Source organism: Streptomyces sp. URMC 127 (assembly GCF_051386535.1).
Lineage (GTDB): Bacteria > Actinomycetota > Actinomycetes > Streptomycetales > Streptomycetaceae > Streptomyces.
Genome location: NZ_JBPQTW010000082.1, coordinates 21,064 through 27,403, shown reverse-complemented (window position 1 = coordinate 27,403; position 6,340 = coordinate 21,064). Strand labels below are relative to the sequence as shown.

Sequence of the window (6,340 nt, the reverse complement as noted above, 5' to 3'; positions counted from 1 at the left end):
GGCCGGGCGCCCCTTCGGCGAAGCCCGCCCGGCCCGCCGCTTCCTCGGCCCACCGCCCCGGCGGAAAGGGCGGCGCGTCAGGCGACCCGTACGCCCCCGGGAACCGCGTGCCCTGCAGCGCGGCCGACACCGAAATCGTTGCCGCGCCGGTCTCACGCCCCCTGAACCACCTGCTGCTCACGGTCACCAACAAGGGTTCGAAGATGTGCGACCTGACGGGCTATCCGGTCGTGAAGTTCGAGGGGGCCCAGTCCGTTCCGCCGGTCGTCGAGGAGAGCAAGCCGCAGGCGGTGACCTCGCTGCCGCCGGGCGGGAAGGGCTACGCCGGCGTGATCCTCTCCGCGGGCGACGGCAGCGCCGGTGAGGGCTGGACGGCGCGGAGCCTCCAGGTCGGCTTCCAGGGCAGCGAGCGGATGGCCGACGCCGCCCTGCAGGCGAAGGGCGTGCACGTCGACAGCTCCCTGCGCGTGACGTACTGGGTGGCGGAGCCCGGGGACGCGCTCTCCTGAACGCACACGGGCCGGCACACCGTCCCCACCATCCCCACCCTGCGCTGGCGCCAAGCCGGACTTGACTTGGCGCCAATAGCGCGCCACGGTGGTGTCATGAACGCCAAACCGCGTGTGCAATCCCCCGTGACCCTGCCCACCGACCGCCCGGCCGACTGTCCCTTCGACCCGCCCGCCGGGCTCGGCGCCCTGCGCGAGGAGCAGCCGCTGGTCCCGATGCGCTACCCCGACGGACACGTGGGCTGGCTGGCCACCGGCTGGTCCACGGTCCGCGCGATCCTGGCCGACCCCCGCTTCAGCTCGCGCTACGAGCTGCTGCACTACCCGCTCCCCGGAGGCCCCGAAGGCAGCCTGCCGCCGGCGCCGACCGGGGACATGACCGGCATGGACGCCCCCGGGCACACCCGCTACCGGCGGCTGCTCGCCGGGAAGTTCACCGTCCGCCGGATGAACGCGCTCACCGAGCGCCTGGAGGAGATCACCGCCGGGCACCTGGACGCGATGGAGCGGCGGGGCGGCCCGCTGGACCTCGTGGAGGCGTTCGCCCAGCCCGTACCCGCGCTGATGATCTGCGAGCTGCTGGGAGTGCCGTACGCGGACCGGGAGGTCTTCCAGCGGCACACGGCGGCGCTGATGGACCAGGACTCGTCGGCGGAGGAGATGCAGGCCGCGATGGCGGGCCTGCAGGAGTACATCCAGGCGCTGGTGCCGGCCAAGCGCGCCGAGCCCACCGACGACCTGCTCAGCGACCTGACCGCGAGCGACCTCACGGACGAGGAGCTCACCGGCCTCGGCAGCTTCCTGCTGGGGGCCGGGCTCGACACCACCGCGAACATGCTCGCGCACGGCGCCTTCGCCCTGCTGAGCAACCCGGACCAGCTCGCCGCCCTGCGCACCGACCCGGGTCTCGCCGACCGGGCCGTCGAGGAGCTGATGCGCTATCTGACGGTCGCCCACACCACCGTGCGGTCGGCCTTGGAGGACGTCGACGTGGACGGCCTGCTGATCAGGGCCGGCGAGACGGTCACCCTCTCCCTCCAGGCCGCCAACCGCGACCCGGAGCGCTTCCCCGCCCCCGACGCCCTCGACCTGCACCGCAGGGCCACCGGGCAGCTGGGCTTCGGCCACGGCATCCACCAGTGCCTGGGACAGCAGCTGGCCCGGGTCGAGATGCGGGTCGCCTTCCCGGCGCTCTTCGCCCGCTTCCCGTCGCTGCGGCTGGCCGTCCCGCCCGGGGAGGTGCCGCTGCGCCACCGCTCGAACATCTACGGCGTGCACCGGCTCCCGGTCACCTGGGACGAGCGGTGACCGGCGCCCTTGTCGGAGAACTCGAAGTCGGAGAACCCGAAGTCGGAGAACCCGGAGCGCTCAGAACACCAGGCCCGTCAGCGGCGGGATGTCCGGCGTCCCCTGCCAGAAGCGGAACAGCTCCTGGCCCCAGTACGTGTCCCACGGCGTCACGCCGAGGGACCGCAGGACCGCGTCGATCATGTCGAAGAACGCGTGGTTGACCTCGGGGATCCACAGGAAGCCGAAGACGGCCAGTATCCCGAACGGGGCGAACGGCTCCACCTGGCGCCGCACCTTGTACGACAGCCAGGGCTCGGCCACCCCGTAGCCGTCCAGGCCGGGCACGGGCAGGAAGTTGAGGATCGCGGCGGTCACCTGCAGCTGGGCCATGAAGCCGAGCGCGTAGCGGAAGTGGTCCGGCATGCCGTCCGTGGCGCCCAGCCAGAAGGGGGCCGTGACGACCACGGCGAAGGCGGCGTTGGTCAGCGGCCCCGCGGCCGAGATCAGGCTGTGCTTCCAGCGGCTGCGGATGCGGTGGCGCTCGATGAAGACCGCGCCGCCGGGCAGGCCGATCCCGCCCATGATCACGAAGATCACCGGCAGCACGATGCTGAGCAGGGCGTGGGTGTACTTCAGCGGGTCGAGCGTGAGGTAGCCCTTGGCGCCGACCGTGAGGTCGCCGCCGAACAGGGCCGTGCGCGCGTGCGCGTACTCGTGCAGGCACAGGGACACGACCCAGCCGGAGACGACGAAGAGGAAGACGGCGAAGCCCGGGCTCGCCGAGTAGTCCGTCCACACCGCCCACATGGAGACCGCCATGATGGCGACGAGGGCGAGGAAGACGGGGCTCACACGCCGTTCGCCGCGGCTCGCTGTCGACATATACCTGCGCTCCTGTGAGGTGGGTCCTGGCCGTACCGGGAGGTACCGGGGTGACGGTACTTGCCGGGCCCCTCCCGCGCGTAACCCGGGCGTGCGGTCCGGGAGAGCGGCCGGGAGAGAATGGGCGGGTGCGTTACGGCATCCTCGGCACCACCCAGGCCCTCTCCGGCGACGGCCGGCCCGCCTCCCTCGGCGGCGCCCGGCTGCGCGCCCTCCTCGCCGCGCTCGCCCTGCACCCGGGGCGCGTGCGGACCGCCGAGGCGCTGATCGACGCCGTCTGGGAGGACGAGCCGCCCGCGGACGCGGCGGGCGCGCTGCAGGCCCTCGTGGGCCGGCTGCGCCGCGCCATCGGCCACGCCGCCGTGGCCTCGGCGGCCGGCGGCTACCGGCTCTGCGCCGGGCCCGAGGACGTCGACCTGCACCGCTTCCTGCGGCTCGCCGACGAGGGGGCCCGGGCCCTGGCCGACGGCGACCCCGCCAAGGCCGCCGACCTGCTGGACGAGGGGCTGGCCCTGTGGCGCGGCCCCGCACTCGCCGACCTCCCGGGCCGGGCGGCCCCGGCCGTGCGCTACGAGGCCCGCCGCCTGGACGCCCGGCGCACGCGCCTGGCGGCCGCGGTCGCCCTCGGGCAGGCGGAGCAGGTCCTTCCGGAGCTTGCCGCGCTGTGCGAGGAGCACCCGCTGGACGAGCCGCTGCACGCCGTCCGCCTGCGCGCCCTGCGCGCGGCCGGCCGCCCGGCGGAGGCCCTCGCCGCCTACGCCGGCCTCGCCCGCGACCTCGCGGACCGCCTCGGCACGGACCCGGGCCCGGAGCTCCGCTCGCTCCACGCGGAACTGCTGGCTCCGGAGCCCGCCGGGCCGGCGGCCGGTGCGCACGTACCGGCGGGGGCGGGGCTCCGGCCGGACGCGGGCCCGGGAGCGGCGGGCGGCTCCGCGGCGACCGGCCTGCCGCACGCCCCGGGCACCCATCCGGGGGCGGCACGCGGCACCGCGGCGCCCTACGGCACGACGGCAGCCTCCGGGGCTCCCGCCCCGGGCTCCCTCGCGGGCGCGGCCGCCCCTCCGCCCGGCAACCTCCGGGCCCGGCTCACCTCCTTCGTCGGCCGCGAGGACGACATCGCGTCCATCGGCGCCGACCTGCGCGCCCACCGCCTGGTCACGCTCCTGGGCCCCGGCGGGGCCGGGAAGACGCGGCTCTCGCAGGAGGCCGCGGAGGCCGCCGCCGCGGACGGCGGCGGCTGGACGGACGGCGTGTGGTTCGCCGAGCTCGCGCCCGTCGACGACCCGGCCACGGTGCCCGAGGCCGTGCTGACCGCGCTCGGCGGCCGCGAGACCGTCGTACGGACCACCGCCGACGGGCTGCGGGCGGCGAGCGACGCCTCCGCGGCCGACCCGCTGGCGCGGCTCGCCGAGCACTGCGCGCCGCGCCGCATGCTGCTCGTCCTCGACAACTGCGAGCACGTCATCGACGCCGCCGCCCTCCTCGCCGAGACGCTCCTCGCGCACTGCCCGGCCGTCACCGTGCTCGCCACCAGCCGGGAGCCGCTGGGCGTGCCCGGCGAGGCCGTGCGCCCCGTGGAGCCGCTGCCCGACACCGTGGCCCTGCGGCTGCTCGCCGACCGCGGCGCCGCGGCCCGCCCGGGCTTCCGCGTCGAGGACGACCCGGAGGCGTGCGCCGAGATCTGCCGCCGGCTCGACGGTCTGCCGCTGGCGATCGAGCTCGCGGCCGCCCGGCTGCGGCTGCTCAGCCCGCGCACCCTCGCCGACCGCCTGGACGACCGCTTCCGGCTGCTGACCTCCGGCAGCCGTACCGTCCTGCCGCGCCAGCAGACCCTGCGCGCGGTCGTCGACTGGTCCTGGGACCTGCTGGACGGCCCCGAGAAGGCCGTCCTGCGCCGGCTGTCCGTCTTCTCCGGCGGCTGCGACCTGGCCGCCGCGGAGGAGGTCTGCTCGGACGGCCCGGACGCCGCGCCGGCGGGCTCCTGCGCCGTGGCGGCCCGCGACGTCGCCGCCCTCCTCGGCTCGCTCGTCGACAAGTCGCTGGTGGTCGCCGCGCCCTCCGCGGGCGGCGAGATGCGCTACCGGCTGCTGGAGACCGTCGGGGAGTACGCCGCCGAGCGCCTGGACGAGTCGGGCGAGCGGGCCGCGGCCGAGCGCCGCCACCTCGTCGCGTACCGCGAACTGGCCCGCACCGGCGACCCGCTGCTGCGCGGCCCCGCCCAGGGCACCTGGCTGGAGCGCCTGGAGCTGGAGCACGACAACCTGCGCACCGCCCTGCGGCGGGCCGTCGCGGCGGGGGACGAGCAGGAGGCGCTGTGCCTGGTGCTGTCCCTGAGCTGGTTCTGGCAGCTCAGGGAGCACCGCGCGGACGCCGCGCACTGGGCGGAGGTCGTGGGCACGATGGGCCCCGACCCGTTCGCCGGACCGGCCGTCCCGGTCCCCCCGCTGTACGCGTCGTGCACCGAGCAGCCACCGCCGATGGCGCCCGACGTGCTGGCGGAGGCGCGGCGCGGGATCCACCTGACGCGGCTGATCAGCATCACGGACATGGCCATGATCCACACGCCCGAGATGCAGCGCAGGCTGCGCGTCATCGCCGCGGCCTACACCGACGGGCAGCCGCAGACCTGCCGCGTTCCGGGCTTCATCGTCTTCTTCGCCATCCTCATGACGGGCGACTTCGACGCGCTCTACCGGACCCTGGACACGATGGTCGCCCGCTGCCGCGAGCTGGGGTACGACTGGGAGCTGGGCCACGCGCTGCAGCTGCGCTCCAAGATCTTCAACGATCACCCCGGCGGGCTGGACCAGGCCACCGCGGACGCGGAGGAGTCCGTACGGATATTCCGGCGGCTCGGGGACTCCTGGGGCGTGGCGGAGGGCCTGACGGGCCTGGGCGAGGTGCACGAGCGGCGCGGGCAGTTCGGCCTCGCCGCCGAGGACTACCGCGAGGCCGTCGAGCAGGTCCGCGAGCTCGGCTCGACCGGGCAGCTGCCGGCGCTGCGCGCCCGGCTCGCCGGGGCGCTGGTGGAGGCGGGCACGGTCGGCGACGAGGAGGGCGAGCAGATGCTCCGCGACGCCATCGCGGAGGCGGAGCAGGGCAACACGGACGCCGCGATCTTCGGCCGGCTCCAGCTCGGCGTGCGGGTCGCCCGCGCCGGGCGCACGGCCGAGGCCCGGGAGATCTTCAACGAGCTGATGGCGGACTTCGGCATCCGCTCGGTGGTGATGTTCGAAAGCCTGATGCACGGTCAGATGGCGTGGCTGGACACGCTGGAGGGCCGCCCGCTGGACGCCCTGCCCAGGCTGCGCCAGGCCCTGTCGACGGCCGGCGACCCGCTGTCGACGCTGGCCGTGCCGCAGCTGCCCATGACGCACCTGCTGTTCGCCGCCTTCGCCCACGCCGAGGCGTCCGGCGGGGAGCACGCCGCCGCGGCGGCCCGCGAGGAGCACGCGCTGCGCGCGGCCCGGCTGCTGGGCGCGGCCGAGGCCCTGCGCCCGTCCGACTTCCCGGTGGCGACGGTGGAGCGCGAGGTGTACGAGCGCACGGAGACGCAGGTGCGCGAGGTGCTCGGCGAGGGTGCGTACGAGCGCGCGTACGCCGAGGGCGGCGGCCTCACCCTGGAGGAGGCCGCCGCCCTCGTATGACGCGCGCACCGC

Annotated in this window: 4 protein-coding genes; 3 read left to right on the top strand and 1 reads right to left on the bottom strand. The window is 75.7% G+C overall.

Annotated features, from left to right (window positions below; all coding sequences use genetic code 11):
• Both ACSNOH_RS18130 and ACSNOH_RS18125 read left to right on the top strand, forming a co-directional pair.
• Window positions 1-509, top strand: a 509-nt coding sequence (locus tag ACSNOH_RS18130) for a DUF4232 domain-containing protein (RefSeq protein WP_436722393.1), incomplete at its 5' end; no start/stop codon positions are given.
• Window positions 510-605: 96 nt separating this feature from the next.
• Entirely contained in the window at window positions 606-1,817 is a 1,212-nt protein-coding gene (locus ACSNOH_RS18125; RefSeq protein WP_436722392.1) for a cytochrome P450, read from the top strand.
• A gap of 60 nt (window positions 1,818-1,877) precedes the next feature.
• Here ACSNOH_RS18125 and ACSNOH_RS18120 read toward each other — a convergent pair whose 3' ends face one another.
• On the bottom strand, window positions 1,878-2,681 hold the full coding sequence (locus ACSNOH_RS18120; RefSeq protein WP_436722391.1) for a site-2 protease family protein: 804 nt from the start codon (window positions 2,679-2,681) through the stop codon (window positions 1,878-1,880).
• A gap of 128 nt (window positions 2,682-2,809) precedes the next feature.
• Between ACSNOH_RS18120 and ACSNOH_RS18115 the strand changes: the two genes are divergently transcribed.
• Entirely contained in the window at window positions 2,810-6,328 is a 3,519-nt protein-coding gene (locus ACSNOH_RS18115; RefSeq protein WP_436722390.1) for an AfsR/SARP family transcriptional regulator, read from the top strand.
• Window positions 6,329-6,340 lie beyond the last annotated feature (12 nt).

Bases quoted from the DNA above. Each gene is read 5' to 3' on its own strand.
- ACSNOH_RS18125 (WP_436722392.1), top strand. From the start codon at position 606: ATGAACGCCAAACCGCGTGTGCAATCCCCCGTGACCCTGCCCACCGAC.
- ACSNOH_RS18120 (WP_436722391.1), bottom strand. From the start codon at position 2,681: ATGTCGACAGCGAGCCGCGGCGAACGGCGTGTGAGCCCCGTCTTCCTC.